Source organism: Cupriavidus sp. USMAHM13, assembly GCF_001854285.1.
Taxonomy (GTDB): Bacteria; Pseudomonadota; Gammaproteobacteria; order Burkholderiales; family Burkholderiaceae; genus Cupriavidus; species Cupriavidus malaysiensis.
In genome coordinates, this window is the sequence record NZ_CP017752.1 from 378479 (window position 1) to 404962 (window position 26484).

The following is a 26484-nucleotide window of genomic DNA, read 5'->3' on the forward strand; positions in this document are numbered from 1 at the left end:
CCGAATCCTTCCCATAAAAAACGTGTACCAACGATTGGTTAGCACATTCAAATAGCAGTTCCCGAACCGCGACGACGACACGTTGGTCGTCGCGATTCCCCTCCCCAAGAAGAGAAAGGAGACAAGATGAAGTTCAGAATGGCAGTGTGTTCCGCCGCGGGTATCCTTGGCATGCCCGGCCTGGCGCATGCGCAATCTTCCGTGACGCTGTATGGCGTGCTGTCCGTCGGCGTTGCCTACGTCAACAACGAGGGCGGCCAGGCTGCAACCAAGATGGTGCCCGGCACCTTGCAGAACAATCGATGGGGCCTGCGCGGCAGCGAAGACCTGGGTGGCGGAAGCAAAGCTGTCTTCGCACTGGAGAGCGGCTTCGCGATCGACGACGGCAAGTCACAGCAAGGTGGCCGGCTGTTCGGGCGGCAGGCCTTCGTCGGCCTCAGCAACGAGCGCTATGGCACCCTCACGTTCGGCCGCCAGTACGACGCGGTGTACGATGCCCTCGACATCATGTCCGCCCCGGTCGCGGCGGCCGGCCTCGCGACACATGTGGGCGACAACGACAACGTTTTCGGCAGCTATCGCCACAACAACGCGATCAAGTACGTCACACCGGACTGGGGCGGCCTCCGGGGCGAGTTGAGCTATGCGCTGTCCGATGTCTCCAGTGCGGCCAACAACCGCTCGTTCAGCGCCGGCGGCATCTACGAGAGGGGCTCCCTGCGCTTGGCGGGCGCCTACCTGCAGCTTGACAACCCCGGCCTCAACGCCGGCAACAATGCGAGTGGAGCGGTCACGGACGACTACTTCGGTGCTCCGTTCGTGCTGTTTCATAGCAGTCCGCTCAATCCCGCGATCGGCGTGCGCAAGCAGCAGGTCGCGGGCCTGGCTGCCGGCTACGGTTTCGGCGCGGCGCGAGTCAACGCGATGTACACCTATGTCAACTACGCCTATCGCGACAACAGCGGACTGCGCCTGCACAACTTCGACCTCAATGGCACCTACCATCTGACGCCCTCCCTGGTGCTGGGCGCAGGCTATGTATTCACTGCCGGCAGCTACAGCGGCATCTCCAGCACCCCGCGCTGGCACATGGCCCAACTCAGCCTGGACTACTTCTTGTCCAAGCGCACGGATGTCTATGTCTATGGCACCTATCAGAAGGCCGTAGGCGCCAAGGCGGATATCTATCTCTTTGCCCCTTCCAGCAACGACCGACAGCTGGTGATGGTGGCCGGCATCCGCCACAAGTTCTAGCCCGGCCGCACGCCGCCGCGCAACGCCTGGCGGATACGGCCGAACGAAGCGAGCATCGCGGCCAGCGTGCGCGCTTCGGCAGGCAGAGGCCGGTCGGCAGCGCGCATCAGTCCGACCTGCCGCGGCGGCAACATGTCGTCGAGCTCCAGCGCCAGCAGCCCATGCGGGCTGCCCGCGCGTTCCAGCACGCCCCGCGGCATCTCGGCAAGGTAGTCGGACGCTCCCATCAGAAGAACGGCATCCATCAGCGAAGACAGTACCAGCACCGAGCGAGGCGGTGGCAAGCCGTGCCCTGCCATCTTCTGCTCGAAGCGCTGCCGCACATTCGACTGCGTGGAGGTCGATGCGCCGGAAGCGGGAACAGACCAGGCGTCCGCCAGCACGATCCAGTTGCAGTCCCTCAATGCGGACGCCTTGCGCGCCGCTGCCAGGGGATGCCCCTGCCGGCACAGGATGGCCGGCACGCTGTCGTACAGCGCACTGCAGCGCAAACCGGCGCGATCCGCAGGAGGTGGCAGTGTGGCGATGGCCAGTTCGATGCGTCCAGCGCGCAGCGCGTGCACGATGGTCTCCGAAGCGCCATGCATCACATGGAGTTCAACATCGGGAAGCCGTCTCTGAAACTCGGGCAGCACGTGCGTGCCCACGAAAATTGACGGGTCGAGCGACAACCCGATCCGCACGGTCGAGGCACGCTGGCACGCCATGCTGCGCAGCGCCTGCTCGGCGCGCTCCCATTCACGCAAGACAGCCTCGGCATGACGAAGCGCGATCTCGCCATGCGACGTCAAGGTGATCCCGCGCCCATTGCGCACGAACAGGCTCAGGCCATACTGTTGTTCGAGCCGCTGCAAGCTCAGGGTGATCCCGGCTTGCGACGCACGACGGGCGCGCGCCGCGGCCCGGATACCGCCGTGGCGCACCACGGCGGCAAGGTCGTGGAGTTGCTGGATCTTCATGCAGGTCCTGCCCTCTGCCCGGCGCCGGGCACGTGCACCAGTCAGTCCATTGCGTCAGAGCGAGCGCCCCCGCGCGACGGTGCCTCCAGGTCGCAGGCCAGGCGCCAAGCGCTGATTCCCGCATACCATGTCCTTCCCTCCCATTTCAATGATTCAGCGGACTAGATCAGGAAGGACTCCAGCGCTTCCGGCGCGAACAGGTCTTCGGGCCTGAGGCCGGCCGGGGACAGGCCCTGCTCGTGGTGGTAGCGCAGGAAGGTTTCCAGCACGTGGCGGTTGGCAGCAAAACCATAGGGCCACCAGTCCCGGCCCATCACGCTTTCGGCTTGCTCGACGTGAGCCGGCAGCCAGGGCAGCATGGTCTTGAGCGCTGCGGTCTGGCGCAGGTCCTCGTACGCCTTCCGCTGCGCCAGTTGAAGCGCCTTGTACAGCGACTGCGCAAGCCAGCGGTTGGCCAGGTAGACCTCCCGGCGGATCACCACCGTATGCATGATCGGGAAGATGCCGGCGCGTCGATAGTAGTCCTGCTCGACCGCCTGGTAGTCGGGAAACAGCCGGCGAACGTGGTGCGGGCGAGTGTGGAAGGTCGATGGCGTGCGCGCCGTGAACAAGGCATCGATCTCCCCGTCAGCCAGCATGCTGGCCAGGGTCTGCTCCGCGCCGATCGCGCGGAGCCGGAAACGCTCCGGCAACTCCAGGCGCAGCTTTTCCTCGCGCCCCGGTTGCTCCTCGCCCCCCGTCCAGTACTCCATGGCATCCGGCGCCACACCATACTCGTCGGCGAGGATGCCCCGGATCCAGACGGGGGCCGTCATCTGATACTCGGGCACGCCGATGCGCCTGCCTGCCAGGTCCGCCGGGGTCTCGATGCCACTGGCGGCGGAGACGAATATGCAGGAATGACGGAAGAAACGCGACGGGAACACCGGGACGGCGATAAAGGGCGAGTCACCCCGCGCCAGGGACACGACATAGGACGATAGCGACATCTCGGCAATATCGAACTCATGGTGGCGCAGCATGCGGAAGAACGTCTCTTCCACGGGCTGGGCGAGGAAATTGAGATCGACGCCGTCGATGGCGACCTCGCCAGATTTCAGTGCGGCCACTCGGTCATAGTCCCAGCAGGCCATGGTCAAGCGCAATCGGCTCATATGCAAACCTCCAGTCAGTGAATGGAAACTCCAGGAAATCGCCCCGCGCCGAGACACGGGGACACAAGCAATGACCCGTGCCCCGCAACCCGCCTCCGCCATTTGATAGGCAAGCATATGGTTGGTATGCTGGCAATCGTTGTATCGATCATTGGTACAATATTCAAATCAGGGACCGCCCACTGCCACCGGCCGTTTCGGGGCGGCGCCTTTCAGGAGCATCTCGTTCTATGTCGCTTGAAATCTTCTACTCGCGGGCCGGCCATTTGATCCGTCGCCTCAACCAGATCTCTGTCGCGCTGTTCCTCGAGGAAGCCGGCAGCCATGACCTGACGCCCCGGCAGTACGCCGCCCTGAAGATGATCGACGAGGTCCCCGGCATCGACCAGATGACCCTGTCGAACATGATCGCCATGGACAAGACGACCATGGTCAAGGTCATCGACCGCCTCGTCGAGAAGGGACTCATCACGCGCACGCGGGCACCGCATGATCGCCGCTTGAACCTGCTGCACGTGACACCGGCGACCCGTGCCACGCTGGACCAGATCGAGCAGGAACTCGACCGCAGCGAGGCGCGCATCCTGGCCCCGCTGAGCAAGTCCGAGCAGCGCCTCTTCATGGAGATGCTCACAAAGCTGGTCAACGTCAACAATGCCTACTCGCGCGCACCGCTGGATGCTTCCCGGATGGAAGACCTGGCGGCACAGGGCCGGCTCGACCTGCCCGGTACACGGACGCCCGAGGAAAAATCGCCCGCACGCAAGTCCCCGGCCAAGACGACCGGCACCGCCAGCAAGCCATCGCCCGCGCGCGCCCCGCGCAAGGCAGTACGTCGCGGCGGCGAGACCGCCTAGTCCTTGGCGGCAGAGAAAGCGCTCCCGAGCGGCGGTGCATCCAGGTCGCAGGCCAGGCGCAAAGCACGGGCATCGCACGACGATGGCACGCCTTTGCCATGACGCATACGGCCTGGAATCGCTGTCGATCGCAGGTGCTTTTCCAATGACGCAGTGGACTGGGGCCTGGCGCAGCAAGGCAGAGCTCGTCAGAAATCGAAGAACACCGTCTCGTCCCGGCCCTGCAGCACCACGTTCCACCGCAGCACTCCAGGCCCTTCGGCCTGCGCCACCAGCGTAGCGCGGCGCTCGTGCGGGACAAGCGCCAGCACCGGGTCGGTCCGGTTGGCGGGCTCGCCTGGGAAGTAGACCCGTGTCACGAGCTGCTTCAGGATGCCGCGCATGAACAGCGCGACCACCAGGTGCGGTGCCTGCAGGCTCCCGCCCGGCCCCGGCACGGCGCCAGGCTTGACGGTAGTGAAGCGGAACCACCCCGCCTCGTCAGTACCCACCCGCCCCCAGCCACGAAAGCCGGACAGCGGCGCCCGTCCGCCCTCTGGATGGGCGTAGCGCCCCTGCGGGTCCGCCTGCCAGACTTCCAGCATGGCGTCGTTGACCGGCGCGCCGTCGGCATCCAGTACGCGGCCGGAAAGGGAAACGCGCTCCCCCACCTCGCCCGGTGCCAGATCCTCGCTCGTCAGCCAGGTGAACCCGATATGCAGGTAAGGACCCGCAGTCTGTGAAGTCGTTGCTTGAAGGCTCATGATCCATTCCTCCTGTCGATGATTGCCGCTGGGCGGCCGGCCTTGCGCATGCCGGCCTTAGCGACGTACCCAGCCACCGGACGGCTCCCACGGCGTTTGCTCGCGTCCGCGCAGCACGATGTCGAAGCGGTAGGCCAGCGCGAACTCCGGCACCGTGTGCTCCCAGTCGAGCCGGCTCACCAAGCGTTGCCGCGCCTTCGCGTCGGGCACGCACAAGTACATGGGGTCGTAGTCCAGCAGCGGATCGCCGGGAAAGTACATCTGCGTGACCAGCCGCGTGGCGAAGGCGGGGCCGAACACCGAGAAGTGGATGTGCGCCGGGCGCCAGCCGTTGTAGTGATTGCGCCAGGGATACTCGCCTGGCCGGATGGTGAGGAAGCGGTAACAGCCCCGCGCGTCGGTCAAGGTTCGGCCACAGCCGGTGAAGTTGGGGTCAAGCGGTGCGTCGTGACGGTCAGCACGATGCGGATAACGACCGGCGGCATTGGCCTGCCAGATCTCCACCAGCGTGTTCGGCACAGCACTGCCGTTCTCGTCCAGCACCCGCCCGCTGACGATGATGCGCTCGCCGAGCGGCCGGCCGTCGTGTTGCGACGTCAGGTCGTTGTCGTGCGCGCCGAGATCCTGGTGGCCGAACACGGGCCCCGTGATCTCGGACAAGGTCTGCGGGAGCAACACCAGCGGCACTTTGGGCGAGCGCTTCTGCGTCGCCACGTAGCGAGGGAACAGGTAGTCCGGCTGCGTGCCCGCGGCCGGCCGGCGATAACCCAGTACGTCTTCCATCTTCCAGACTCCAGTTGAGAGGGTTCCTCAAGGCGCGGCCGACAGTGTCCCCGCGTCGAAGCCCGCCACGCGCTTGTAGCGCTCTTGCCATGCGAGCAACTCCTGCGCTGAGATCACGTCCTCGAGCCGCTCGAACGGTTTCCCGCCGGTACGTTCCTCCACGACCAGCAGGATGGCATCGGGTGCAATCTCGCGATTCGCCAGCACCACGTCGCCGGTAGCCTTCAAGCGCTTGTGCTCGTAGGCCTGCAGTGCCCGGCGCGGATCGTCCTCCGCGGCCAGCAGATCGGCCAGCGCAGTCGCGTCGATGATGGCCTGCGCTGCACCGTTCGAGCCGCGCGGCATCATCGGATGCGCGGCGTCGCCCAGCAGCGTGACCCGCCCCACCGTCCAGAAGCCGAGGGGATCCTGATCGACCATCGGGTACTCGTAGACCGCATCCGCCTCGCGCAGCATGGCTGGTATGTCGAGCCATTCGAACTGACTGTGCTCGAAAAGGTGCAGGAAATCCTCGAGGCGGCCCTGGCGGTTCCAGTCCCGCTCCTCCTCTTCGGGCTTGGCGAACTCGATGACCCAGTTGATGAGCTGCGTGCCCTCGCCGTCGATGTTGTCGCGGATCGGATAGGTAATCAGCTTCCCGGTGTGGTAGGTACCGACATAGGCCATGCTGGCACCCGACATGAAGGGCTTGGCGCGCGTAACGCCGCGCCACTGCGTGGAACCCTGGTAGCGCGGCCTGGCCTCGGCCGGGTGAAACTGCTTGCGGATCACCGAATGGACGCCGTCGCAAGCCACCACGACCTGCGCGCTGACCGGTGCCAACGGCGCGCCGCTGCCGCTGTCCTGCAGGTGGACGGTGACACCCGCGTCGTCCTGCTCCACGCCCGTGCAGCGCTGCCCGAGGTGCAGGACATCGGCGCCCAGGCGTTCCTCTACCGCGGCGAGCAGGGTCATCTGCAGGTCACCGCGATGGATCGACACCTGTGGCCAGGCATAGCCGGCAAACTTGCCACGCGGCTCGCGATGCACGAGCTGGCCATGGCTGGTGAAGAAGCAGTACTCACGCGTCTCCTGGCCCTTCGCCAGCAGGCGCTCCTGCAGTCCAAGTCTGGCGAGTTCCTTCATCGCGTGCGGCAGCAGGTTCAGCCCGACGCCCAATGGCTTGAGTTCCGTCACGCTCTCGTAGATGCGACAGCGGATGCCGACGCGGTGTAGCGCCAGCGCCAGCGTCAGGCCGCCGATGCCGGCCCCGATGATGACGACTTCCTTTTCCTGCGAATGCTGCATGAATATCTCCTTGGCTTGTTTCGGAGCGAGTGCGAGCCTGCCCTGACGGCATCGCCTTGTTGTCTTCCATGGGCACGGGCGCCGGTCAGGGTCCGGCTAGGTGCGTGGCGCCCTGCGGCTGTCGCGCGACAGCACGCCGAGCCATGTCGTTCCTCAGTCCAGGTGAGCGCCGGACTCGCGCACGACCTTGCCCAGCCGGATCGTCTCCGAACGCATCAAGGAGGCGAATTCCTCCGGCGTGCCGGTCATCATCTTGGCGCCCTGCTCCGCCATCTTCGCCACGACCTCGGGATCGCGCGCCGCCTTGGCGAATTCCGCGTTCAGCTTCGCCACGACGGCCTTGGGCGTACCCGCCGGGGCAACCACGCCGAACCAGGCGTTCAGGACGAAATCGGGATAGCCTAGTTCGATCATGGTCGGCAGGTTGGGCAGCAGCGGCGAACGCTGCGTGTCGGCAATGGCCAGGGCGCGCACCTTGCCCTCGCGCACCAGCGGCAACGAGTCGACGATACCGTTGAAGAAGAAGTCGAAGCGCCCCGCCACTGCGTCGGCAACCGCCTGCGACGAGCCCTTGTAGGGCACGTGCGTCGCTTCCAGCCGGGTCCGCGAACGGAACATCTCGGCCAACAGATGTCCACCGCTGCCGATGCCCATCGAGGCATAGCTGAGGCCGCCCGGCCGGCCCTTGCTCAGCGCCGCCAGGTCCGCCGGCGAGCGGGCCGGACTCGATGGCGGCACGACCAGCACATGGGGAAACGAGAACAGGGGCGCCACCGGCGCGAAGTCCTTGACCGGGTCATAGCTCAACTTCGTATAGAGGGAACTGTTGATCGCGTGCGAACCGACGCTGGCCAGGTAGAGCACATAGCCGTCCGGGCGCGCATTCTTGACGGCGCTGGCCCCGATCTGGCCGCCGCCGCCGGGCCGGTTGTCGACCAGCACGGGTTGTCCGGTGTACTCGGTCACTTTCTCGGCGATACGGCGCGCGCCGACGTCCGCCGCGCCGCCGGCGGTGAATGGCACGACAATGGTGATCGGCCGGGCCGGGAAATCCTCGGCGCGCGCGACCACAGGACAGGCGCCGAACGTTGCCGCCAGGAACAGTAATAGGCAGGCGCGCAGCAGGCCGCTGCGCAGGAAGGGGTTCAACATGAAGCTGTCTCCTAGTTTTCGTGTGGTATGCATGTGGCGGCCCCCGGCGCGGACGGATGCCGGACGCCGCGGAACGCCGAGATCTTCAATCCGCTCGCCTCTCCTCGCGCAGGTAATCCAGCCTGCGCATCAGTTCGCGATCGCTGACCAGCATCAGCGTGGCCTGCTCGCTCACGGCCTGGTGCCGGACCCACTGCCACCGTGGCAGCGTGAACACGTCGTGCTGCTGCCAATGGAACACGGTGTCGCCGATGTCGCTGCGGCCACTCCCTTCGATCACGACGACCATCGCGGTCGCGGTGGTGCGCACCGCGGCAGTTGTCCGGCCGGCCGCCAGGCGCAGCGCCTCGACGTCGATGGTCGGCATCACGGGGCCGCCGTCGGCCGGATTGAGGTAGCGCAGGCGGCGCGAGCCGTCGATGCCCGGGGCCATGGCGGCCAGCACCCGGTCGGCGCGCTCCCAGGCGTAGCGATAGAGCGGAGAGTAAGGCACCACCGCCGCGTCGCCTTCCGGGAGCATGCCGCCCTCCGCCAGGCTATCGTCAGGCGCTGCCGCCAGGCCACGGGGTGGCACGGGACCCGGCCCCATCTCGAAGAACACCGCGCCGAGTTGCCGCGCCAGCGGATAGTCGAGCCCATCGAACCAGACCATGCGCTCGCTTCCCTCGTGGCAATGCTCGTGCCAGCTCCATGCCGGCGTCAGGATCACATCGCCGGGGACCATTTCGCAGCGTTTGCCGTCGACCGTCGTGACCGCTCCGCTGCCGCACATGACGATGCGCAGCGCGGCAAGCGTATGCCGATGGGCATCGGCCGACTCTCCCGGATTGAGAACCTGCAATCCGCCCGACAGTGTCGGCGTGGTAAAGACCGTGCCAGGGAAATCGGGATGGGTCAGCAGTAGCACCCGCCGTTCAGCCTCCTCCATGTCGACTTCGCGGGCGGCACGTTCCACCAGCGGCCCCATCGTCTGCCACGGCCAGATCAGCGGCGCGTGATATTGGGGCTCGCGGGTATTGAGACGCATATAGCGATCCCACAAGGGTTGTGCATGAACCTCGTCGAGTGCCTCCAACAGCGGCTTGCTGCCGCTGCGCTGCCGTTCCGCCGTCATGCCTCGTCTCCATAGGCACGTACCCGGACATCCATGGCATCCAGGCCATCGCAGGCGGCATGCAGGAAATCGCCTGGGTGGATCGGACCCACGCCTTCCGGCGTGCCGGTGAACAGCAGGTCGCCTGGCTTGAGCGTGTAGAAGCGCGAAGCGAAGGCAATCAGCTCCGCGACGCTGAGCACCATGTCGGCCGTGGACGTGTTCTGCCTCACGATGCCATTCTGCGACAACCACAACCGCAGGGCGTTCGGATCTTCGATCTCATCCCGAGTGGTCAGCCAGGGGCCAAGCACCGTATAGCTATCGATCGACTTGCGGAAGCTGCGATCCTCGGTACCGCGTACGGTGATGTCAAGGCCGACCGCGTAGCCGGCGACGTAGTCCAAGGCTTCCTCCACCGGCACCTCGCTCGCGGCGCGACCGATCACCGCTACCAGCTCCACCTCGTAGTCGGTCCGCCGCTCGGGAAAGCGCACCGCGACTCCCTGGGCAGCCCCCACCAGGGACGATGTCGCCTTGAGGAACAGACCTGCCTTCTCGATATCCGCCAGGTTGTGTCCCGGAGAAATATTGCTCGCCAGCATCTCAGCGATATGCGCGTGATAGTTGACCGGCGCCGCCACGATCTTGCCCGGCAAGCGCACCGGCGCAAGCAGGCTGACGGCGCTGGCCGGCGCGGCTTGCCGCGCCAGCAGATCCGACGGCAATCCGGCGCGAACCTGGTCGAGGTAGGCGATCAGGGGATCGCCATCCACCGGCGGCAAGCCCTCCAGTACTCGCGTGACAGCTTCCGTCACGTCCACCACCTGTCCTGACAGGACGACGCCCACGCGGTCATTGTTGAATCGACAGAGCTTCAAGTTTGTCTCCAGAAGGAAGAGTTGGCACCCGGCGGTATAAGGAACGACCATCCCGACCACTTCTCAGGCAAGCAACGCGTGCTTGGCGTTGTCTCTTCGGGTCGTTTCGATATGGTGAGTATACCAACGATTGGCGTACGGTCAATAAATTGATATGCACACCAACCTTATGTACACTCCAGTCACGATCGAAGTCACCAGGCCTGCCGCCGGCCAGAAGACATGACGGCGGCGACGCCTCCGGCCCCGGGGGCCTGGCCTGTTTCACCACCCATGCAAAGGAAAGCCATGCCGATCCGCATTGCCGCCATCGACGTCAGTCACTGGCACTCAATCTATGACGCCGCCTACCTGAAACATCTGGTTCAAATGGAAGACGTGGAGGTAGTGGCACTGCATGATGACGATGCCGAGATCGCTGCGAAGCGTGCACGGGCCATCGGGGTCGGTGCCGTCTACGCCGACCACCTGGCGATGCTCGACAGCGAGCAACCGGATTTCGTCGTTGCGCTCGGCCGTCACGACCGCATGGCGCGGCGTGCGCATGACCTGCTGGATCGGGGCATCGACTTCCTGATGGAAAAGCCGATGGGACGCAACGCCGCCGAAGTCCGTGGCATTGTCGACAAAGCCACGGCGCGGGGCGCCTTCGTCGCCGTTCCACTGCCCCAGCGCGACGCGCCATTCATGCGCAAGGCGCGCGAGATGCTTGTCGAGGGGCGCTTCGGCCGCTTGTCCCACATCTACATCCGCATGAACCGCTTCAGTTCCGCACGCTACCCCGCCTGGGATTCCGCCTGGATGCTTGACCCGGAGGCGTCGGCCGGCGGCTGTCTGCGCAATCTGGGCACGCACGGCCTGGACGCGCTGCGGGTGCTGGTCGACGAGCCGTGGGCGGTCACCGCAGCACAGATCAGCAATGGTGCGCTCGGCCAGGCGGTAGAAGACTATGCAAGCGTGCTGCTGCGCAGCGAAAGCGGTGTGCTCGCCACGCTGGAAGTTGGCAATGCCTACCCGCGCCGCACCACCGAAGGCGCCACCAATCTGCCAAGCCGGGATCGGCTGCTCGACGGCGCCGACGGCGAATGGAAGATCTGCGGCCAGCATGCGCTACTGATGGCCAAGGATGGCATGCTGCGCATCGTCGGCACGGACGACGAGACATCCCTGCCCGGAGAGCCGGATGGGAATCCTGCGTTCGGGATGCTGCGCAAGACCCTGGACGCATGGCGTGCCGGCGGCCCTCCCCCGGCGAGTGCGCGGGACTGCTTGCGTGCCGTCGAACTGATCGATGCGGCATATGGCCTGGCCGATCCGCTCCGGCGCTGAGCTCCTCGCCTGTCTCCGGCGCCCGTAGCGCATTGCACGCGCCAGGCCCCCGCTTGCTCGACCCGGCGCCACGACCTCAGGCATACTTCACGCCGATGCCGGCAGCGTGCGGGGCCTCCCGCCCGCCTCTGCCGGTCCTGTCCCAAGCCTCCCGGCATGGCAGCCAAGCGTGTGGAGTCAGCAGAATGGAACAAGTCGGGAGACTGGTCCGCAGTGCCAGCCTGAACGGCTACATCGAACTGGTGCAGTCGCTCGGGCAAGACCCCGGCGCTCTGCTGCGCAAGGCGGGCTTGTCGATGCGGCTGCTGAAGGACCCCGAGGCCCTGATTCCGAGCCGCGCCCTGCGCGAGCTGCTGGAGCTGACCGCCAGCGCCACCGGGGTGGAGGACCTCGCGCTGCGGCTGGCGGCGCGGCGCGGGTTTTCCAACCTGGGGCCGATCAGCCTGGTGCTGAAGGAAGAGGCCTCGCCCCGGCTGGCGCTCGATACCTTGTGCCGCTACCTGAAGCTGATCAGCGCCGCCCTGGTGACACACATCGAGGAGACCGGCCAGACCGTGGTCATCCGCGAGGATCTGCTGCCCGCCCCGGGGGCGGCCACGCGCCAGGCGATGGAGCTGACGGTGGCCATGATGTTCCGCATCCTGCGCGAGCTGATCGGCCCACAGTGGCGCCCGCAGCAGGTCTGCTTCACGCACCGCGCGCCGGCGGACCTGTCGGCCCACCGCGCCTTCTTCGGCCGCCAGCCGAAGTTCAACCAGGCCTTCAACGGTATCGTCTGCGCGGCGGCGGACCTGGACCGGCCGCGCGCGCCCGCGCAGTCCGGCGCGGCGCGGCTGGCGCGCGACTATCTCGATGCCGCGCTGCGGCGCCGCGGCGAGGGCACGCGCGAGTCGTGCCGCGAGCTGATCCTGGCGCTGCTGCCGGGCGGCCGCTGCACGGCCCAGCAGGTGGCGCGCCACCTGCGCGTCGACCGGCGCACGCTGCACCGCCATCTCGATGCCGACGGGCTGAGCTTCTCGGCACTGCTCGACGAGGTGCGTTCACAGCTGGTACTGCGCCACCTCGCCGAAAGCGACCTGCCGCTCGGCGAGATCGCCAGCCTGCTGGGCTTCGCCACCCAGAGCAGCTTCAGCCACTGGTTCCGCGCCGCCTTCGGTTGCAGCGTGACGCAGTGGCGCAAGCAGAACGCCGCGCCGGCGGCGCGGGCCCTGGCGGGCTAGCGTCGGCCTGGCACGGCGATGCAAAGGAAGTTGGAAGCGCGCTCAGTCCACCGACAGCACGATCTTGCCCATGTGCTGGCTGCGCAGGATGTAGTCGTAGGCGTCGCCGATCGCGTCCAGCGCGAACACGCGGTCGATCGGCAGGCGCAGCTTGCCGGCGCCGAACCACGGCAGCAGGTCGCGCGCGCAGGCCTGCACGCAGGCGAGGCGCTCCGGCTCGGTGCGCGTGCGGAAGGTGGCGCCCATCAGCTTCAGGCGGTTCAGCCACAGCAGGTTGAGGTCGAGGCAGGCGGTGCTGGCGCCGCCGAGGCGGGCCAGGTTCACCAGCCGCCCTTTGACGGCGAGGCTCCGCACGTGGTCTTCGAACACCGTGCCGCCGATGGTGTCGAGGATGACGTCGACACCGCGCCCGTCGGTGGCGTCCCGCAGGCGCCCGGCCAGCGGCTCCGGCCCGGCCAGCAGGCCGACGTCGACGCCGTAGCCGGCCAGGCGCGCCAGTTTCTCCGCCGAGCGCGAGGAGGCGATCACCGGCCGCGCGCCCAGCGCCGACGCGATCATGATCGCCGCCATGCCGACGCCGCCCGAGGCGCCGTTGATGTAGACGGACTCGCCGGCCTGCAGCGCGCCATTGCTGACCAGGGCATCGTGCGCGGTGATGAAGACATTGGGAAAGGCCGCGGCGTCGACCCACGACACCGTGTCCGGCACCGCCATCAGCGCCTGCGGCGCGGCGAGCACGTACTGCGCGTGGCAGCCGCGGCCGTGGCCCATGACGCGGTCGCCCTCGCGCCAGCCGCCGGCCCCCTCGCCCACGGCGGCCACTTCCCCGGCGAACTCCACCCCGGCGGTCATCGGCTGGCCGGTACGGTGCTCGCGCATGTACTTGATCTCGCCGTAGTTGACGCCCGATGCCCGCACCCGGACCAGCACTTCGCCGGCCTTCGGCGTGGGTGCGGGGATCTCCTGCACGACGATGCGTCCGCCGTCCGCGCCGGGTAGTACCTGTGCCGCTTTCATGCTTGCTCCTGTCGGTCCTGCCTGTTCATGTCCTGTTCCCCCGCCGGCCGGGCGGCCTCACTGCGGCGTGAAGCCGATCGAGCGCAGCAGCGCGCCCTGGCGCTCGTAGGATTCGCGCACGTCGCGCGCCAGCGCCTCGGTGGCCACCGGCGTGCCGGCCTCCATGCCGAGTTCCTCCAGCTTCTTCTGCAGGCCGCGCGACTGCATCGCCTGGATGGCGGCCTCGCGCACCTTGGCCACGATGGCCGGCGGCACGCCCGACGCCGCCCACAGGCCCATCCAGCCCACCTCGTTGAGTTCGGGGTAGCCCAGTTCCGCGAAGGTGGGCACGTCGGGCAGCGCGGCGATGCGCTTGGGGAAGGCGATGGCGAAGGCGCGCAGCCTGCCGCCCTTGATCAGCGGCAGCGACGAGGCCGGGCCGTCGAACATCAGCGCGACCTGTCCGCCCATGATGTCCTGCAGCGCGGGCGGCGATCCCTTGTAGTTGACGCTGCCGGTCTGGAGTCCGGCCAGCCGGTTGAACTGCACGCCGATGGTCTGGCCGCGCAGGCCGATGCCGAAGTTAGCGTAGTCGAGCTTGCCGGGATTGGCCTTGATATAGGCCACCAGCTCGGCGAGGCTCTTCGCCGGCAGGCCCGGATTGCCGACCAGCACCAGCCCCTGCCGGGTCAGTTGCGCGACCGGCACGATGTCCTTGAAGGGATCGTAGGAAACCTTGATGGCATGGGGCACTTCGGCGGCGATGCCCTTCTGGATCAGCAGGAAGGTATAGCCGTCACGCGGCGCGGACAGCATGGTCTGGACCGCGATGGTGCCGGCCGCCCCCGGCTTGTAGTCGACGATCACCGGCTGCCCGAGCGCGCGCTGCAGCTCGACCGCATAGAGACGCGCGACGATGTCCGCGGTGCCGCCCGGCGGGGCGCCGAGCAGGATGCGCAGCGGCCGGGCCGGCCATTCGGCGGCAGCGGCGGTGCGCATGGCCGGCGCGAGCGCGCCCAGGGCCAGCGCGAGCGCCAGCGTGGGCGCCGCAAGCCGGCGCAGGATCGGGGTGAAGCGTTGCATGGCAGTCTCCTCGTTGTGATGTCCGGCCGCATGCCGGCACCTGGCCTCTTACCGAGCCGCCGCGCTCAATGCGTCTTGCGCAGGAAGCCCTGGGTGCCGCCGTTGCGGTTGGGCGCGAAGCCGTTCGCCTGCAGGGATTCCTCCACCGAGTCGTAGAAGACGCCGATCTTGCTGATCTCGCGCGCCTGGCGCGCGCTGGCGATGTCGCGGCCGAACTCGCGCGAGATACGCACCAGCTGCTCGATCTGCTCCACGGTGCTCATCTTCGCGCTGCGCTTCTGGTTCCAGATCACGTCCTCGGTACCGCAGCGCACGTGCAGGCCCATGGCGATGCCCATCATGTTGACCGGCAGCACGTTACGCACATTGCTCTCCACCGTGACCACCGCGCCGTCGGGTACGCCGCGCATGAAGTTGGCGAGGCTGTAGACGTTGGGCGTGTCCATGCCGCCGCCGATGGCGACCCAGTTCATGACCAGCGGCCCCTTGTAGAAGCCGCGGCGCATCAAGCGCTCCACCGACTCGAAGCTGTTGGTGTTGTAGCACTGGAAGGCGCTCTGGATGCCCCTGGCGCTCAGGCGGCGCACATGCTCCTCGACCCAGCCCGGCTGCGCGGGCACCGTCATCTCCTTGTAGGCGTGGAAGATGGCGGGGTTCTCGCGCGAGGTACCGCGGAAGTCGGCGTCCTCGGCGTGGTCGGTCACGTTCATCTGCGAGGTGTTGACGGTCACCGTGACCTGGTCCGGCACCGGCTCCAGCTCGGCCAGCATGTGGCGCGTGTCGTCCGACAGCCATTTGGCGGCCTGGCCCTCGTTCTCGGGCGCAAAGGAGATCGAACCGCCCACCTGGATGATCATCTCCGGCACGGCGGCGCGCACGCCGGCAATCAGCTCGTTGAACTTGGACAGGCGCTTGGAGCCTTTGCCGTCGAGCTCGCGCACATGCAGGTGCAGCACGGTGGCGCCGGCGTTGTAGCAGTCCACCGCCTTCTGGATCTGCGCCTCCATCGTGACCGGGATGTCCTCCGGGAAGTCGGAGGGCAGCCAGCCGGGCGCGTAGGGGGCGGCGGTGATGATCAGCGGCTGCTGGTTCTCGGGAAAGAGATGGCCGTCGAGGAAGTTCATGGGGTGTCTCCGGGTAGGGGGTGCCCGCGCTTCGGCAGGGAGCGCTCGGGCGGGGGATCGGTGCTTCGGGGCAACGCTGCCGCGCGGGCGCTCAGCAGGGGATGTCGCCGATGATGCCGGCGCGCTCCATCTTGCGCGGCGCCGGCCAGTAGTCGTTGAGGGCGTAGTGCTGGGTGGAGCGGTTGTCCCACACGGCGACGTCGCCTTGCTGCCATGACCAGCGCACCTGGTACTCGGGAATGGTGGCGCGGCTGATCAGGTAGTTGAGCAGCAAGGCAGCGCCCGGCGCCTTGTCGATACCGTGGCGCACATTGGCCGGCGTGCTGTAGTTGGTGAAATGCGTGGTGAAGCCCGCGCCCACGAACAGCACCTTCTCGCCGGTCTCCGGATGGGTGCGCACCACCGGGTGCTCCACCGCGGGATGGTCCTGGGCCAGCTTGGCGCGCGCTTCCGGCGTCATCACCGCGCCGAAGCTCTGCTCGATGCTGGCGCGCGCGCGCAGGCCGTCGAGCTTGCGCTTGACCTCTTCCGGCAGCTCTTCGTACGCCTTCACCATGTTCACCCAGATGGTGTCGCCACCGATCTCCGGGCACTCGATGCAGCGCAGCACCGCCCCCATGGCCGGATTGGGCCGCCACAGGCCGTCGCAGTGATAGTTGTTCTCGTAGCTGTGCGGGTTGTCGCTGCGGTAGATGCGCACCAGGCCGGGATGGTCCGGGTCGCTGCCCGCAACCGGATGCGTCTCGAGCGCGCCGAAGCGCCCGGCGAAGGCCACATGCTCGGCGCGCGTGATGTCCTGCCGGCGGAAGAACAGCACCTTGTACTGGAGCAGTGCCGCCTTGATCTGCGCGAACAAGCCGGCGTCGCGCGCCGCCTCGCCCAGGTGGACCGACGAAATCTCCGCCCCGATGGCCGGGGTGATGGGCCTGATCTTCATTTCCGCGTCTCCTCCGATGTCTCGCCGTTCGTGCCGGCTGTGGCTATCTTCGGGCGCGCGGCGGGCTTGCGCTTGCTTATCTGGGACATTCATTTGCCGAATTGGGACATCCGGCGCGGAATGGGGGGAACGGCGGGAGAACGGCGGAAGACGGCGGAAAACGGGAGCGACCGGGTGCCGCAGCGGTCGGCAAGGTCGGGGAAGCGCGGGGAACCGGGGAAACCGACGATGGCCCGGCCACGGCGCGGCGGGGATGAACACGGACGAGCACGGACGAAGCGGTGCGGGCCGGTGGCGCGCGGCCAGGCGAGCTCAGGCGTCCGGCGGCGCTCCGCCCCGCGCCCCCTCCTGCGCCCCCTCCCGCGCGCCCTCCCCCTCCACCCGCAGCCGCGGCAGGAACTGCGGATACTCGCGCTGCATGAAGTCGATCAGCCCTTCCCGCACCTGGCAGCGCAGGTCCCACACCTGGCCGGAGGAAGCCGCGGTGCACAGCACGCGCAACTGCATGGTGCGCTCCGTGGCATCGGTGACCACCAGGTTGAAGAAGCGCTGGTCCCACTGCGGCGCGGCCTGCACGATGCGCTCCAGTTCGGCCCGCAGCGGCGCCAGCGGCATGCCGTAGTCCACATGGAAGAACACCGAGCCCATCAGCTGCGAGTTGTTGCGGGTCCAGTTCTGGAACGGCTTCTCGATGAAGTACTGCAGGGGAATGATGAGGCGGCGCTCGTCCCAGATGCGCAGCACCACGTAGGTCGAGGTGATCTCCTCCACGCGTCCCCACTCGCCCTCCACGATCAGCACGTCGTCGAGGCGGAGCGGCTGGGTCAGCGCCAGTTGCAGGCCGGCGATCATATTGCTGAAGACCGGCTTGGCAGCGATACCGGCCACCACGCCGACCACGCCGGCCGAGGCCAGCAGGCTGGTGCCGACCTGGCGGGCGCCGGGGAAGGTCATCAGCAGCATGGCCGCGCCCATCACCACCGCCAGCGTCATGGCGATGCGCGCCAGCACCCGCGTCTGGGTGTGGATGCGGCGGGCGTTGATATTGTCCGCGACATCGACCGGATGGCGCTCCATCACGCCCAGGGCGAAGCCTGCGATCATGCGCGCCACCAGCCAGGTGGTGGCGACGATCATCAGCAGCCCGTTGAGATGGCGCACCATGTCGATCCATGGCAGCGCATCCGGCGCGGCCTGCCAGACCGTCTGCAAGGCCAGCAGCAGCAGCACGGCCTTGGAAGGCGCGCGCGCCTTCCTGACGATGGCATGCGGCACGGGCGCGGACCGGGTGATGCGCAGGAGCAGCACGCGGCCGATGCGATGCGCCAGCAGCGCAACGGCGACGGCGACCAAGGCCGCCATCCAGGTGCCGAACCAGGGATGTGTGAGGAGAAGTTCGAGGCGCATGGTCGTCCTTCGTCTGGCTTGCCGCGGGGCTACGGCGAGGCTATCGAATAACGACCGGAGGATCCGGCAGAAGTTTCGTCGAGAACGGCGCAAAGGCCTCGGGAGCCGACCGCCTTACCTGCGCGGCCGGCCCCGCCGCTGTGGCCCCGGCAGCGGAAGTCTGCGGCGCCCGGACGGCTCAGGTCCTCTGCTCCTTTTGCCTGCGCCTCGCTCCCGCATGCACCGCCGTCAGAAGATATGCTTCATCCCTACCATCGCCCCGAACTGGTTGCCGCCGGGCGCAGGGGTCGCGCCGGCCTGCGCGTTGCTGACCGAAAGCGCGAGGTTGCCGCCGTTGTCGATATAACCGGCGGTGGCATAGACCGAGGTCCGCTTGGTGAACGCATAGACGCCGCGTGCCGCAAACAGCCATGCCTTGTTCGCGCTGTCGTGGAAGCGCAGGTGGAACGCTTCGCCGTCGAGGCTGAGCGCCGGCGTGAGCTGATACGTGACGCCGCCATAGAACATGTCGCTGCGGGGTGTGGCGCTGGCCCGGTTGTCGCGTCGCAGCCAGCCCAGCCCGATCCGTGCCTTGTCGTCGATCTTCACGTAGCCATTGATCGAGAGGCGATCGTCGCGCAGCCCGCTATTGGTCAGTCCGGCAAAGGCGCCGGGGCCGCCCCGCAGCGAATCGTAGGCTACGCCCACGCTCCATGCCGCGGCATCGTACTTCAGCATCGCCGACCACTCGCGGCAGGCCCGCTTGTCGGCCGGGTTCTCGCCGGCGCAGTTGGTGCCGGACGGGCTGGGCCCGGCGTTGACCGTGTCGCGCCCGAAGCTGTAGGTCGCACCCGCGGTCAGGCCGCCGAATGTCCCCTTGTAGGAGATCGCGTTGTCGGTGCGCGCGTTGGGGATATAGCTGTCCAGCGAACCCGAGCCGAACGCGTTGGGGCCGAGGATGTCCGGCTCGGCCATGGCCCAGAACAACATGGTGTACTGGCGGCCCAGGGCCACCTGCCCCCAGGGCCCGGACAGGCCGACCAGCGCCTGGCGGCCGAACAGGCGGCCCCCCTGGTTGCTGGCCCCGCTGTCGGGGGCGAAGCCCGACTCCAGCCAGAACACGGCCTTCAGGCCGCTGCCCAGGTCTTCGGTGCCGCGCAGGCCCCAGCGCGACGGCACGGTGCCGGTCAGCGCGGGCATGCGGACCACGCTGTCGTGCGCGGCGCCGATACCGTTGAGGTACTCGATACCTGTGTCGACAACGCCATAGGCGGTCACGTTCTGCGCGGCGGCGGCCGCGGGCAGCAGGGCCGCGATGATGGCAGCGGATAGCTTGGATGTCATGTGTTTCTCCTCCGTTCTGGCTTTTTTTGTGCGAGCGAGGCCCTGCCGGCCGGCGGCCGGCAGGCTTGCCTTGCTCGTCAAGGGATGGGGGGGCCGGCACAGGGCCGGCGGGGAATCAGTGCGTGCTCAGGCGCACCGGCTCGCCAAGGGATGCCTGTGACCTGCCCAGCAGCCCCACACTGGCGATCGCCACCAGCAGCGGGAGCGCGAAGGCGTAGTACAGATTGGCGGTGGGCCAACCGGCGTCGAGCAGCGAACCGGCCACGAGCGGCGCGAGCACGGCACCGAAGCGGCCCATCCCGATCGACCAGCCCATGCCCGTCGTGCGCGTCTGCGCCGGGTAGAGGATCGGCGCATAGGCATAGAGTCCGACCATGCAGCCGAAGATGCCGGCACCGATCAGGATCGCCAGCACGAAGGCCGTCGACAGCGCGCCGGCATACAGGCCGAAGCCCACCATCAGCAGCGCCGTCACGATGAAGCAGCTCCACAGCAGCGGGCGCAGTCCGATGCGCGCGGCGAGGAAGGCGAACGCCGTGCCGCCGACGATGCCGCCCACGTTCAGCAGTACGCCGCCCGTGATGCCTTGCTGCGCGGACATGCCCGCCGCCACCAGCAGCTTCGGTGTCCAGGAAAGCACGAAGTAGAAAGTGAACATCACGAGGAAGAACGACACCCAGATCATCAGCGTCTGCAAGGCCAGGCTGCCGCGAAAGAGGCTGCGCACGCCGCCGGCTTCGCGGGCTTGCGCGGCCGCGCGCACAGGCAGCGCGGTGACGGTCGGGCGGCCCATGCGTGCGAGCAGCCGGTTGAGCTTGTCGAGCGCGCCCTCGGGACGCCGGGCGATCAGGAAGTCGAGCGATTCCGGCAGCCGTGCCAGCACGACCGGGATCATCGCCAGCGTGACCAGGCCGCCGAACACGAATACGCTGCGCCAGCCGTAGCGGGCCAGCAGCACCCCGGCAATGGCGCCGCCGATGGTCGCGCCGACCGGATAGCCGGTGGCCTGCAGGACGATCGCCGTGCTGCGCCACTTGTCGGACGCGTACTCGCCGGTGATCACGTTGATGCTCGCGAGCATGCCGCCGATGCCGAGCCCCGTCACGGCGCGCAGCACGGCGAGCTGCGGCACGTCCTGCGCCAGCGCCGAGCACAGCATGCCGGCCGAGATCGTGCCCAGGCAGATCAGGATCAGCGGCCGCCGGCCGATGCGGTCGGCCCACGGCGCCAGGAACAGCGAGCCGGCCGCCATGCCGAACAGGCCGGCGGAGAGCAGCACGCCGATCTCCTTGCCCGTCAAGTGCCAGGCGGCGGAGATGTGCGAGGCCGAGAAGGCCATCGCCAGCACGTCGAAGCCGTCCAGCATATTGAGCACGATGCAGATGGTGACCGCCATCACCTGGAAGCGGGTCATGGTGCCGTGGTTGATGGTTTCCCTGATGTCGGGCTGCATGGGTCTACCTCCAGTGGTTTTGTTGTATTGGGTGCCGCCACGAACGGACGGCTTTCGGGGGAGTGATGCGGATGAAGCGGATGAAGCGGATGAAGCGTTGAACGCGTGTCCCGGGTCTTGAATTCGTGGAAGAACCGAGTCTGCCGAGAAGCCGTGCGAGGCCAGGAACGAAGCGCAGCAAGGCTGGAGCCTTGCGCGCCTTCGTGACGGCGCATCGCGTGGCCCTCCGACGGACTCATGGCGGACTGAGTCAGTGCGTCCGTGATTCAGGGCACTAAAGATCCAGCACGAGCATCCCGCTCTTCGCGCGCGAACAGCACGGCAGGAACTGGTCGTTGGCGGCGCGTTCCTCCTCGGTCAGGTAGGCGTCGCGATGATCCGGCTCGCCGGACAGAAGGCGCGTCAGGCATGTGCCGCAGACCCCTTGCTCGCACGAGGTCGGAATCTCCACGCCGTGCGCGGCCAGGGCCTGCACCACGGTCACGTCCGGCGCGATCCCGATGATGCGGCCGCTGCTCTGCACCTTCACCTGAAAGGCGCCGCCGGGGGCGGCAGGCGCCTCCGGGGCCGCGAAGTACTCACGGTGCAGCCGGGCCTCGGGCCACCCGGCCGCGCGCGCGGCGTCGAGCACGGCGGCCATGAAGCCGGACGGGCCGCAGACGTAGAGATGCGCATCGGGGCGCGGCGCGGCCAGCAGGCCCGGCAGGTCGGCCTGCCGGCCTGGCGCGTCGTCGTGATACAGGTGCGTGCACCCGCGCAGGTCGTCGGCCGCAAGCCGCTCGCGGAACGCGGTGCGCGCCGCGCTGCGGGTGCAGTAGTGGAACTCGAAGGAGGCGCCGGCGCGCGCGAGGCTCTGCGCCATCGCCAGGATCGGCGTGACGCCGATGCCGCCCGCCACCAGCACCGAATGCCCGGCGTCGGCGTGCAAGGGGAAATGGTTCTTCGGCGCACTGATCTCGAGCGTATCGCCGGCCGCCAGCGCATGCATGGCAGCCGAGCCGCCACGCGAAGCGGGATCGCGCAGCACGCCGAGCAGGTAGCGGTGCGTCTCGGCCGGGTCGTTGCACAGCGAGTACTGGCGCACCAGTCCGTTGCCGGGATGAACGTCGACGTGCGCCCCGGCGCTGAAGGGCGGCAGCGTGCCGCCGTCGGCGGCCACCAGTTCGAACACGGCGATGCCGTCGGCGGCATCGGTCTTGTCTGCGATCCGGACCCGCATCATGCCGCTCCCCGCTGCCCGGAGGCCTGGGCCTGGGCCTGGGCCTGGGCCTGTTCGTGCGCGATCAGCCGGTCCAGGATGCGTCGCGCCTGGACGCCGCCGGCGTCGATATTGAGCTTGAGCAGCTTGCGCTCGGGATGCGCCAGCAGGTTGCGCTGCTGCGCCTCCAGCATGTCCAGGTCCTCGGCGAAGATCTTGCCCTGCCCCTCGCGGATGATCGCCGTCAGCGCGGCATCCTCGGCCTTGAAGTTGCGTGCCATGCCCCAGAAGTACCAGATCGAGGTCTCCGTTTCCGGCGTGATGAAGTCCACCACGATGCTCGATGCCTTGTGTTCCGGCGCCGCCTCGTAGCCGCCCTTGCCCGCGTGGGCCACGCCCACCTCGATCATCACGTGGCTCGGCGGCGTGAAGCGGCAGATCTGCCAGCGGTCGCACGGCACGTCGTCGGCCAGGCCGTTGCCGCGCAGCGCGGCGGCCCAGAAGGGTGGCGGCAGGATTCCCTCCATGTGGCGGCTGGTGACGACCGTATCGCCTTCCACGCGCGTGGCCGGCGCAGACTCCTCGATCTCCGCCTGCCCGATGCTCGACGCATGCACATAGGTCTCATGGGTCAGGTCCATCAGGTTGTCGATCATCAGACGGTAGTCGCAGCCGATGTGATACAGGCCACCGCCATGCGCCCAGGCCGGGTTCACGGCCCATTCGAGGTGCGGGATCAACGTGTCGTCGGCGAGCGCGGCGTCGCCGGGCCATACCCAGACGAAGCCGTAGCGCTCGATGGCGGGATAGCTGCGGATCGACGGGAAGCCGCCGACACGCTGGCCGGTCATCGCCGCGCACTTGCCGTCGCGGCCCATGGTCAGCCCGTGGTAGCCGCAGACCAGCTGGCCGTCGCGCACGAAGCCGAGCGACAACGGCGCGCCGCGGTGCGGGCAGAAGTCCTCGAGCGCGGCGACCGCGCCGTTGCCGTCGCGGTACAGCACCATCTTTTCGTTGCAGAGGGTGCGGCCGAGCGGCTTGCCTGCGAGTTCGTCGGGCGTGCAAGCGACGTACCAGGTGTTTTTCAGGAACATGACTATCCCCTCCCGGCGCGCGCAGCGCCAGGATCCAGGTGGTTGACGAAGAGAGAGAGGTGCGGAGCCGGTGTCGCGGTCAGGCCGGACGGCCCGTGCGCCGGATCAGGCTGCCGCCGAGCACTTGCGACATCGCCTGCTGGTTCTGCAGCGCGATCTTCAAGTTCCGGTTGGCGATGCGGCTGTGTTCGCGCATCAGCGCCTCGGCCCGTGCGCCTTCGCGCTGCTCGATGGCTTCGACCACGGCGCGGTGTTGCGCCTGGGCCAGAAGCAGCATCTCGCGCGCGCTTTCATCGATGGACTGCACCATCACGAAGGCGCTCGCGGAAGCGAACGGCAGGCTGGTGACCTTCTCGATCTGGCGCGCGACCAGCGCGCTGCCGCATGCGTCGGCAAGCAACTGGTGGAAGCGTGCGTTCAGGTCGACGTACTGGGAGAACTTCACGGCAGTCAGCTCGCCGGTCAGTGCGGTGTCGATCTGCGCGATGACGTCGCGCATGGCGTTGAGAAGGCTCGAGCTGACGCCGCGTTCGGCGGCCAGGCGGGCAGCCAGTCCCTCGATCGTGCCGCGCAGCTCGATGGCGTCGCTGATCTCGCTCTCGGCGAATGAGCGCACGGCAAAGCCACCGGAGGGAATCGGCTCGACCAGCCCTTCCTCCTGCAGCCGGATCAGCGCCGCGCGGATCGGCGTGCGCGACACGCCGAGACGGTCGGCCACCCACAACTCGGAGATGCGGCTGCCGGGCGGCAGTTCACCGCCGAGTACCAGCTCGCGCAGGCCTAGCAGGGCCCTGACCGCCTGGGAAGAACTGGTGCCGGACTTGCTGTCGCTGAGGTTGTCGTTGTCCGTATCCATCCGTGACGTCTCCTTCGGGGGGCGAGCCGCGCGGGACCAGGCGGCTTTTGATGTTGTGTTGGATACAGAATGTATCCAACACTTGAATCCGCAGCAAGAGAAAGCTCGGATAACCAGGGTAAACATGGATTCAATGCGGCGCATAAGGCCCTATTCAGCCGATCCCCCGACCTCACCCCATCCATTTCATGCAATGCTGTATACAGCACATTGAAAACAGCTCTCACGACGGCGCACCGTCATCTACCGTGGGATGGAAGGCCGTGCCGCTTCCGAGTCGTTTCGACCGCCGTCCATGCGCTCGGCAAATCGCCGGGCAAGCCACAAGAATCCAACCCGGGAAACCCATGCGCCAAGGCTTGAACCTGACGTTACGTCATGATTTATTGTGCGTTTCAGCGGAGGAATTTCGATGGCATTGAAGATTGGAGAGCTCGCAAGACGCGCGGGCCTGACCGTGCGGGCGCTGCACCACTATGACGCGATCGGATTGCTGTCCCCCTCCGCCCGTTCGGATGGCGGGTCTCGCCAATACAGCCACGAGGACGTGATCCGCTTGCACCGGATCCAGGCGCTCAAGCATTTCGGCTGTTCCTTGTCGGACATCAAAGCCTATCTGGACGATGTCGGAATCGAGCCGGCTGAGATCATCCACCGGCAGATCAGCGTGCTCGACGAGCAGGCGCGGCGCGCCCAGGCACTGCGGGACGGTCTTCAGCACCTGGCGGAAAAGATCACCCGCGGCAGCGAAACCGGCATGGCGGACTGGCTCAACCTACTGGAAATGATGACCATGTACGAAAAACACCTCTCGAGCGAGGACCTGGATCATTTGCGGGCGCAGCAGCAGGCGTCGGGTTCAAACCTCGATGCCCGCAGGGCCGAACTGATTGCCGAGACGAGACGATCGATGGAGTCCGGGCGGCTGCCGGAACATCAGGAGGCACAGGTACTGGCCTGGCGCTGGGTGCAGCACATGAAGGATACGACGGGAGACAACGCCCAGCTCGCGTCGCGACTGAAGGCCATGCAGGAACGGGAACCCAGGGCCCGGGAGATCACCGGCTTCACGCCGGCAATGCATCAATGGATTTCCTTGTCGGTGGTCAACGCCAGGGCAAACCTGTTTGCCAAGTACCTGTCACCGGTCGAACTGGAAGACGTGCGCCGGCGCATGATCGCCCACGTCGACGATTGGCCGCAGCTGTTCGCGGAGGTGCGAGCGCAGATGGAGGCCGGCGCGGGGGTGGCCGATCCGGCCGTCCAGGTCCTGGCCCGCCGCTGGCAGGAGCTGTTCCGCGATTCGTACTGCGGTGACGATGCCGCGCTCGAAGGCAGGATTCACCTGGCGCTGCAGAACGAACCCGGACTGTCGGTCGGCATCGGCCTCGATCTGCCGCTGATCCTGTTTATCCAGAAGGCGATCCTGTCCTTGAGAGAGCGCGCACAGACCTCCGTCAACACCGGCCCCAGGCCAAGCGCGCAACGCGTCGCGACCTTGCGGGCGGCACACCGGCTCCTGGATACGCCGTTGATCCTGGACGACCCGCTGGCCCTGAGAATCCTGGGCAGCAGCAATGAAGCCGCCGTGCGCGGCAACCCGGGGCACTACGATGACCCATTGTCCAGGGGGCTCAGGCTGTCCCTCGCGGTGCGCAGCCGCTATGCCGAAGATACGTGGTCGAAGGCTGCGCAGCATGGCGTGCGCCAATACGTCATCCTGGGCGCCGGGCTGGACACCTATGCCTATCGCGGGCCCCACCAGGCGGGACGGATCTTCGAGGTGGACCTGCCGGCGACGCAGCAATGGAAACGGGAATGCCTCAGTGCCGCCGGCATCGGGATTCCGGCGTCGCTGACCTACGTGCCCACGGACTTTGAACACGGCAGCCTGGCAGGCGCCTTGTCGGATGCCGGCTTCAGGGTGGACCAGCCCGCTTTCTTCTCGTGGCTCGGCGTCTCGATCTACCTGGAGGAAGCGGCGATCCTGGAGACCCTGCGCTTCATCGCTTCGTGCGCGGCCGGCAGCGCCGTCGTCTTCGACTATGTGGCAGATCCTGCCTTGCTCACGCCCATGGAGCGCGTGGGGACAGAGCTGGTGCGCGCGAAGATCGCGGAAAGCGGAGAGCCGTGGAAGACCTTTTTCGATCCGGCAGCGCTGGCCGAAAGCCTGCGCGCGCTGGGATTCGGCAAAGCGGACAACGTCAGCCCGGAGGACCTGAGCGATCGCTACCTGGCCGGACGCACGGATGGCTTCCGCATGGGCAGCGCCATGCGATTGATGCACGCCGTGGTCTGAGT

Annotated in this window: 23 protein-coding genes; 5 read left to right on the forward strand and 18 right to left on the reverse strand. The window is 67.4% G+C overall.

Annotated features, from left to right (window positions below; translation table 11 throughout):
• The first annotated feature begins 126 nt into the window (after nt 1-126).
• Entirely contained in the window at nt 127-1254 is a 1128-nt protein-coding gene (locus BKK81_RS20060) for a porin (protein WP_156811407.1), read from the forward strand.
• On the opposite strand, the gene BKK81_RS20065 is transcribed toward BKK81_RS20060, so the two are convergent.
• Together BKK81_RS20065 and BKK81_RS20070 are read right to left on the reverse strand one after the other, a co-directional pair.
• Nucleotides 1251-2213: a LysR family transcriptional regulator gene (locus tag BKK81_RS20065; protein WP_071017105.1), complete on the reverse strand. Its 963-nt coding sequence runs from the start codon at nt 2211-2213 to the stop codon at nt 1251-1253. The genes BKK81_RS20060 and BKK81_RS20065 overlap by 4 nt on opposite strands.
• A 161-nt stretch (nt 2214-2374) precedes the next feature.
• Entirely contained in the window at nt 2375-3367 is a 993-nt protein-coding gene (locus tag BKK81_RS20070; RefSeq protein WP_071017107.1) for a PhnD/SsuA/transferrin family substrate-binding protein, read from the reverse strand.
• Nucleotides 3368-3597: 230 nt separating this feature from the next.
• On the opposite strand from BKK81_RS20070, the gene BKK81_RS20075 reads away from it, so the two are divergent.
• Nucleotides 3598-4224, forward strand: coding sequence for a MarR family winged helix-turn-helix transcriptional regulator (locus BKK81_RS20075; RefSeq protein ID WP_071017109.1), 627 nt, complete (start codon nt 3598-3600; stop codon nt 4222-4224).
• Nucleotides 4225-4412: 188 nt separating this feature from the next.
• Here BKK81_RS20075 and pcaG read toward each other — a convergent pair whose 3' ends face one another.
• From pcaG to BKK81_RS20105, 6 genes are all read right to left on the reverse strand, one after another.
• Nucleotides 4413-4967 (reverse strand): protocatechuate 3,4-dioxygenase subunit alpha, encoded by a 555-nt coding sequence (gene pcaG / locus BKK81_RS20080; protein ID WP_071017111.1) that lies wholly within the window; start codon nt 4965-4967, stop codon nt 4413-4415.
• A 57-nt stretch (nt 4968-5024) separates the two neighbouring features.
• Entirely contained in the window at nt 5025-5750 is a 726-nt protein-coding gene (pcaH, locus tag BKK81_RS20085; RefSeq protein WP_071017112.1) for a protocatechuate 3,4-dioxygenase subunit beta, read from the reverse strand.
• Nucleotides 5751-5777: 27 nt separating this feature from the next.
• Complete coding sequence (locus tag BKK81_RS20090) at nt 5778-7037, reverse strand: flavin-dependent oxidoreductase (RefSeq protein ID WP_071017114.1); 1260 nt, start codon at nt 7035-7037, stop codon at nt 5778-5780.
• 153 nt (nt 7038-7190) lie between these two features.
• Nucleotides 7191-8189, reverse strand: a complete 999-nt coding sequence (locus BKK81_RS20095; protein ID WP_071017116.1) for a Bug family tripartite tricarboxylate transporter substrate binding protein — start codon at nt 8187-8189, stop codon at nt 7191-7193.
• A gap of 85 nt (nt 8190-8274) precedes the next feature.
• Entirely contained in the window at nt 8275-9303 is a 1029-nt protein-coding gene (locus BKK81_RS20100) for a cupin domain-containing protein (protein ID WP_071017118.1), read from the reverse strand.
• Nucleotides 9300-10163 (reverse strand): fumarylacetoacetate hydrolase family protein, encoded by an 864-nt coding sequence (locus BKK81_RS20105; RefSeq protein ID WP_071017120.1) that lies wholly within the window; start codon nt 10161-10163, stop codon nt 9300-9302. Before BKK81_RS20105 ends, BKK81_RS20100 begins: the two co-directional genes overlap by 4 nt.
• Before the next feature lie 288 nt (nt 10164-10451).
• Here BKK81_RS20105 and BKK81_RS20110 point away from each other — a divergent pair, with 288 nt between their 5' ends.
• Together BKK81_RS20110 and BKK81_RS20115 are read left to right on the forward strand one after the other, a co-directional pair.
• The gene (locus BKK81_RS20110) at nt 10452-11492 is read left to right on the forward strand and encodes a Gfo/Idh/MocA family protein (protein WP_071017122.1); all 1041 of its coding nucleotides are present in this window, start codon (nt 10452-10454) and stop codon (nt 11490-11492) included.
• 185 nt (nt 11493-11677) lie between these two features.
• On the forward strand, nt 11678-12712 hold the full coding sequence (locus BKK81_RS20115) for an AraC family transcriptional regulator (RefSeq protein WP_071017124.1): 1035 nt from the start codon (nt 11678-11680) through the stop codon (nt 12710-12712).
• A 42-nt stretch (nt 12713-12754) separates the two neighbouring features.
• On the opposite strand, the gene BKK81_RS20120 is transcribed toward BKK81_RS20115, so the two are convergent.
• The 10 genes from BKK81_RS20120 to BKK81_RS20165 all read right to left on the reverse strand — a co-directional run bounded on the left by BKK81_RS20120 (nt 12755) and on the right by BKK81_RS20165 (nt 24183).
• On the reverse strand, nt 12755-13729 hold the full coding sequence (locus BKK81_RS20120) for a quinone oxidoreductase family protein (protein ID WP_071017126.1): 975 nt from the start codon (nt 13727-13729) through the stop codon (nt 12755-12757).
• A gap of 57 nt (nt 13730-13786) precedes the next feature.
• Complete coding sequence (locus BKK81_RS20125; protein WP_071017128.1) at nt 13787-14791, reverse strand: tripartite tricarboxylate transporter substrate binding protein; 1005 nt, start codon at nt 14789-14791, stop codon at nt 13787-13789.
• Nucleotides 14792-14856: 65 nt separating this feature from the next.
• Nucleotides 14857-15915 carry a 3-keto-5-aminohexanoate cleavage protein gene (locus BKK81_RS20130; RefSeq protein WP_071017130.1) on the reverse strand — a complete coding sequence of 353 codons (1059 nt, stop codon included), beginning with the start codon at nt 15913-15915 and terminating at the stop codon, nt 14857-14859.
• A gap of 91 nt (nt 15916-16006) precedes the next feature.
• Complete coding sequence (locus tag BKK81_RS20135) at nt 16007-16852, reverse strand: TauD/TfdA dioxygenase family protein (protein WP_071017131.1); 846 nt, start codon at nt 16850-16852, stop codon at nt 16007-16009.
• A gap of 312 nt (nt 16853-17164) precedes the next feature.
• Nucleotides 17165-18259: a mechanosensitive ion channel family protein gene (locus BKK81_RS20140; protein WP_071017133.1), complete on the reverse strand. Its 1095-nt coding sequence runs from the start codon at nt 18257-18259 to the stop codon at nt 17165-17167.
• A 228-nt stretch (nt 18260-18487) separates the two neighbouring features.
• Nucleotides 18488-19582, reverse strand: a complete 1095-nt coding sequence (locus BKK81_RS20145; protein WP_071017134.1) for a porin — start codon at nt 19580-19582, stop codon at nt 18488-18490.
• A gap of 115 nt (nt 19583-19697) precedes the next feature.
• Nucleotides 19698-21035, reverse strand: coding sequence for an MFS transporter (locus tag BKK81_RS20150; protein ID WP_071017136.1), 1338 nt, complete (start codon nt 21033-21035; stop codon nt 19698-19700).
• A gap of 274 nt (nt 21036-21309) precedes the next feature.
• On the reverse strand, nt 21310-22254 hold the full coding sequence (locus BKK81_RS20155) for a PDR/VanB family oxidoreductase (protein WP_083384301.1): 945 nt from the start codon (nt 22252-22254) through the stop codon (nt 21310-21312).
• On the reverse strand, nt 22254-23327 hold the full coding sequence (locus BKK81_RS20160; RefSeq protein WP_071017140.1) for an aromatic ring-hydroxylating dioxygenase subunit alpha: 1074 nt from the start codon (nt 23325-23327) through the stop codon (nt 22254-22256). The genes BKK81_RS20155 and BKK81_RS20160 overlap by 1 nt, the downstream gene beginning before the upstream one ends.
• Before the next feature lie 79 nt (nt 23328-23406).
• The gene (locus tag BKK81_RS20165; protein WP_071017141.1) at nt 23407-24183 is read right to left on the reverse strand and encodes a GntR family transcriptional regulator; all 777 of its coding nucleotides are present in this window, start codon (nt 24181-24183) and stop codon (nt 23407-23409) included.
• A gap of 412 nt (nt 24184-24595) precedes the next feature.
• Between BKK81_RS20165 and BKK81_RS20170 the strand changes: the two genes are divergently transcribed.
• The gene (locus tag BKK81_RS20170) at nt 24596-26482 is read left to right on the forward strand and encodes an SAM-dependent methyltransferase (protein WP_071017143.1); all 1887 of its coding nucleotides are present in this window, start codon (nt 24596-24598) and stop codon (nt 26480-26482) included.
• Nucleotides 26483-26484 lie beyond the last annotated feature (2 nt).

Bases quoted from the DNA above. Each gene is read 5' to 3' on its own strand.
- BKK81_RS20060 (WP_156811407.1), top strand. From the start codon at position 127: ATGAAGTTCAGAATGGCAGTGTGTTCCGCCGCGGGTATCCTTGGCATG.
- BKK81_RS20065 (WP_071017105.1), bottom strand. From the start codon at position 2,213: ATGAAGATCCAGCAACTCCACGACCTTGCCGCCGTGGTGCGCCACGGC.
- BKK81_RS20070 (WP_071017107.1), bottom strand. From the start codon at position 3,367: ATGAGCCGATTGCGCTTGACCATGGCCTGCTGGGACTATGACCGAGTG.
- BKK81_RS20075 (WP_071017109.1), top strand. From the start codon at position 3,598: ATGTCGCTTGAAATCTTCTACTCGCGGGCCGGCCATTTGATCCGTCGC.
- pcaG (WP_071017111.1), bottom strand. From the start codon at position 4,967: ATGAGCCTTCAAGCAACGACTTCACAGACTGCGGGTCCTTACCTGCAT.
- pcaH (WP_071017112.1), bottom strand. From the start codon at position 5,750: ATGGAAGACGTACTGGGTTATCGCCGGCCGGCCGCGGGCACGCAGCCG.
- BKK81_RS20090 (WP_071017114.1), bottom strand. From the start codon at position 7,037: ATGCAGCATTCGCAGGAAAAGGAAGTCGTCATCATCGGGGCCGGCATC.
- BKK81_RS20095 (WP_071017116.1), bottom strand. From the start codon at position 8,189: ATGTTGAACCCCTTCCTGCGCAGCGGCCTGCTGCGCGCCTGCCTATTA.
- BKK81_RS20100 (WP_071017118.1), bottom strand. From the start codon at position 9,303: ATGACGGCGGAACGGCAGCGCAGCGGCAGCAAGCCGCTGTTGGAGGCA.
- BKK81_RS20110 (WP_071017122.1), top strand. From the start codon at position 10,452: ATGCCGATCCGCATTGCCGCCATCGACGTCAGTCACTGGCACTCAATC.
- BKK81_RS20115 (WP_071017124.1), top strand. From the start codon at position 11,678: ATGGAACAAGTCGGGAGACTGGTCCGCAGTGCCAGCCTGAACGGCTAC.
- BKK81_RS20120 (WP_071017126.1), bottom strand. From the start codon at position 13,729: ATGAAAGCGGCACAGGTACTACCCGGCGCGGACGGCGGACGCATCGTC.
- BKK81_RS20125 (WP_071017128.1), bottom strand. From the start codon at position 14,791: ATGCAACGCTTCACCCCGATCCTGCGCCGGCTTGCGGCGCCCACGCTG.
- BKK81_RS20130 (WP_071017130.1), bottom strand. From the start codon at position 15,915: ATGAACTTCCTCGACGGCCATCTCTTTCCCGAGAACCAGCAGCCGCTG.
- BKK81_RS20135 (WP_071017131.1), bottom strand. From the start codon at position 16,852: ATGAAGATCAGGCCCATCACCCCGGCCATCGGGGCGGAGATTTCGTCG.
- BKK81_RS20140 (WP_071017133.1), bottom strand. From the start codon at position 18,259: ATGCGCCTCGAACTTCTCCTCACACATCCCTGGTTCGGCACCTGGATG.
- BKK81_RS20145 (WP_071017134.1), bottom strand. From the start codon at position 19,582: ATGACATCCAAGCTATCCGCTGCCATCATCGCGGCCCTGCTGCCCGCG.
- BKK81_RS20150 (WP_071017136.1), bottom strand. From the start codon at position 21,035: ATGCAGCCCGACATCAGGGAAACCATCAACCACGGCACCATGACCCGC.
- BKK81_RS20155 (WP_083384301.1), bottom strand. From the start codon at position 22,254: ATGCGGGTCCGGATCGCAGACAAGACCGATGCCGCCGACGGCATCGCC.
- BKK81_RS20160 (WP_071017140.1), bottom strand. From the start codon at position 23,327: ATGTTCCTGAAAAACACCTGGTACGTCGCTTGCACGCCCGACGAACTC.
- BKK81_RS20165 (WP_071017141.1), bottom strand. From the start codon at position 24,183: ATGGATACGGACAACGACAACCTCAGCGACAGCAAGTCCGGCACCAGT.
- BKK81_RS20170 (WP_071017143.1), top strand. From the start codon at position 24,596: ATGGCATTGAAGATTGGAGAGCTCGCAAGACGCGCGGGCCTGACCGTG.